The 2,536-nt window shown below is 36.0% G+C and carries 1 protein-coding gene; it reads left to right on the top strand.

Features of this window, described 5'->3' with window-relative positions:
- Positions 1 to 43: 43 nt before the first annotated feature.
- On the top strand, positions 44 to 2,536 hold a 2,493-nt coding region (locus N4A40_00615), incomplete at its 3' end, for a hypothetical protein (GenBank protein MCT4660331.1).

Raw genomic sequence — 2,536 nt, 5'->3', positions numbered from 1 at the left:
TTTGCAAATAATGAGTATCAAAAATATTTGGAGGTGAAGATTTTTGTCTATGGGAGAAAAAACTTTAGATTATAATTACAAAGATAATTCGTTTTTGATGGAGATTTTCAAAGAAGCTATGGAGGCAAAGCCCCTTATAGAAACAGAATTGTTAAAGAATGAATATAAAGGAATTGCGGGTAAGACTGTTGATATGAAGCTAGGTGCAGTATATGCTAAGGCTATTCAATCACTTGCAGTTATGACCACTAAAAAATCAATATTAGATGCTACAGGTATGGGAATCAACAAGGTGGTTACAAAAGGAGCATCTTTAGTATCAATTACAGATTTTATTGGAACACTTATGAATGATATAGTTTATGGGAAGTCGAAAGATAAAGGAAGGAGTATAATGGCCTTGACTAAATCGGGAGCAACTATTTTGGTTGATGGTTTGGATTTGGCTAAATTTTTTATAGATGCTAAGATTGATGCAACTAAAAATGGTGTTACTTTTTCAAGTAAGTTGATGGAGAATTGTTTTAAGCTAGAGCCGACAGATCCACTTTGGCCTAAGACTTATGATTTGGAAACTAGAAGTATATCAAAAAATTATGGATTAAAAACTGCTGTCAATGGTGAAGTAGCAACAGATTCGGTAGAACTTTTAAACTATAATAAGCTATCTGCTGATGATCTTGTAGATACAGGATTTGTTGACAAAATAGATGATTTAGATGATTTAAGTAAATTGTCCGGAGCAGGAAGTTCAGCTAGCGGGAAATTGAGTTTGAAGTCTATTATGAAAGCGAAGCTAAATAGAGCGCAGATGAAAATCGGCAAAATGCTTGGCATGGCAGATGATTATGACACGCTTACTGATTTTGCAAAGTATGATTATTTGATAAGTAAAAATCATGCGATATCGGCTAGTGGAGGTGCTAGTAGTAGTACTGGAAAAGTGAGCAAGTTGTCGAAATTTAGCAAGCATTTTGGAACTGGATTAAATGTTGCTGGAGTTGGAATCAGTGGTTTAGGTCTTGGAATAAGTGCATATGATTTGGATAAGGCGATAGATTCTGGGGAGGTTAAACCGTCAGATGTAACTAGCGTCATATCATCTACTCTGAATATGGCTGGAGCAATAGCTGCATTTGCTGGTCCTCCTGGAATGATAGCATCAGCAGTTCTTACTACTATAGCAGGTGTAGTTGATATGACAGGTGCTATAGGAGATTTACCAGAAGATCCATCGGCTAAACAAGTTATCCAAGCTATGGGTAAAGCCTGGGCTTTTGCAAAAATGGTTGGGGCTGGAATGCAGGCAGAAGAGTATAGAGAAGCTATGAACAATGCCGATAACCATGTAGATAAGGACATCTATAAAAAGTTCTACCAGATAGAGTGTCTTAGAGCGACTCCTCTTTTGAATTTCTTTGATTTCATATACGGTGATGTAATGAAAAACGATGCTAGAGAAGAGCTCGAAAAAAAATATGGTAACTCATTAAACGATGTGGTACAAGGTGTATTTAAAGATAGGATAAAGAGCAGTGTAGATGCATATGTGTTAAAATTGACAGAGGTCTTTGGAGACAATACTATGCAATTTATTACTATGTCATCGTTTGGAGCAGCAGGTTCGCTTTATGACGGACAGCTCCCAGATTATGCAATTGTAGATTATACAAGACATGGTGGTAGTGGTGAAGAAGAGTATAAAGCCGATCCTATTTTGAAGATAAATAAGGATAGTAGTTCAAGCTCTAGTTCTAGTTCAGATGGAACTATTGCATCGATAATTTCTGGCTCTGCTAGTAAAGATGATGGACCAAAGGCGTATTCAAAAGAGTATATTAAGTCACAGGCTGATAGAATGATTTGGCTTGGAAATAGACCTATAACTGCAATTGTGTTCCAAAAAGCGATATTAGAACAACTTTCAGCGCAGTACTACACAGAGTTTGTGGATAGCGGTGAAAAGAATGTATTTGGAACATCATTGCACAAAAAAGCTGGAAAGGCTGGCACAGGTGTATTAGCAGAGTACAAAATTGTAACAGGGGCAAGTGAAGTAGATAATTTAGTTATGTACAGTCTATCTAGTGTTATAAAACCTATATTTAGCTTTGGTTCACATGATAATACTTTAATATTCAATAAACCTATAATTGCAGATGTAAAGCATCATAAATCGATACAAGCTGAAGCCGATGGTGGAAGAGGCGAAGACATTATAAACTTTGGTGATATTGCATCTAAAGAGAATCAAGTTTTCAATATGGAGTACACATTTGAAACAGGGGATAATGGCGAACGAGATAAAGAAAGTAGAAAGCACATAAAAGGTGGTACACTTACACTTACGACTGATTATTTAGCAGAGGAATCTGGTGATGAGTCGAAAATAGTTGCTAAGAATTTTGAAACATTTGTATTGCCATCTTTGAGAGGTGCTATAAATAAGTTTGTTTACAAACCAGGTTATAAAATTGGTTCGGAGCTAGATGGTGTTAAAACACTAAAAATTACATCTAGTGAAGGGACAAAGTCA

Source organism: Tissierellales bacterium (genome assembly GCA_025210965.1).
GTDB lineage: Bacteria > Bacillota > Clostridia > Tissierellales > JAOAQY01 > JAOAQY01.
This window is presented reverse-complemented; position numbering and strand designations above follow the sequence as displayed.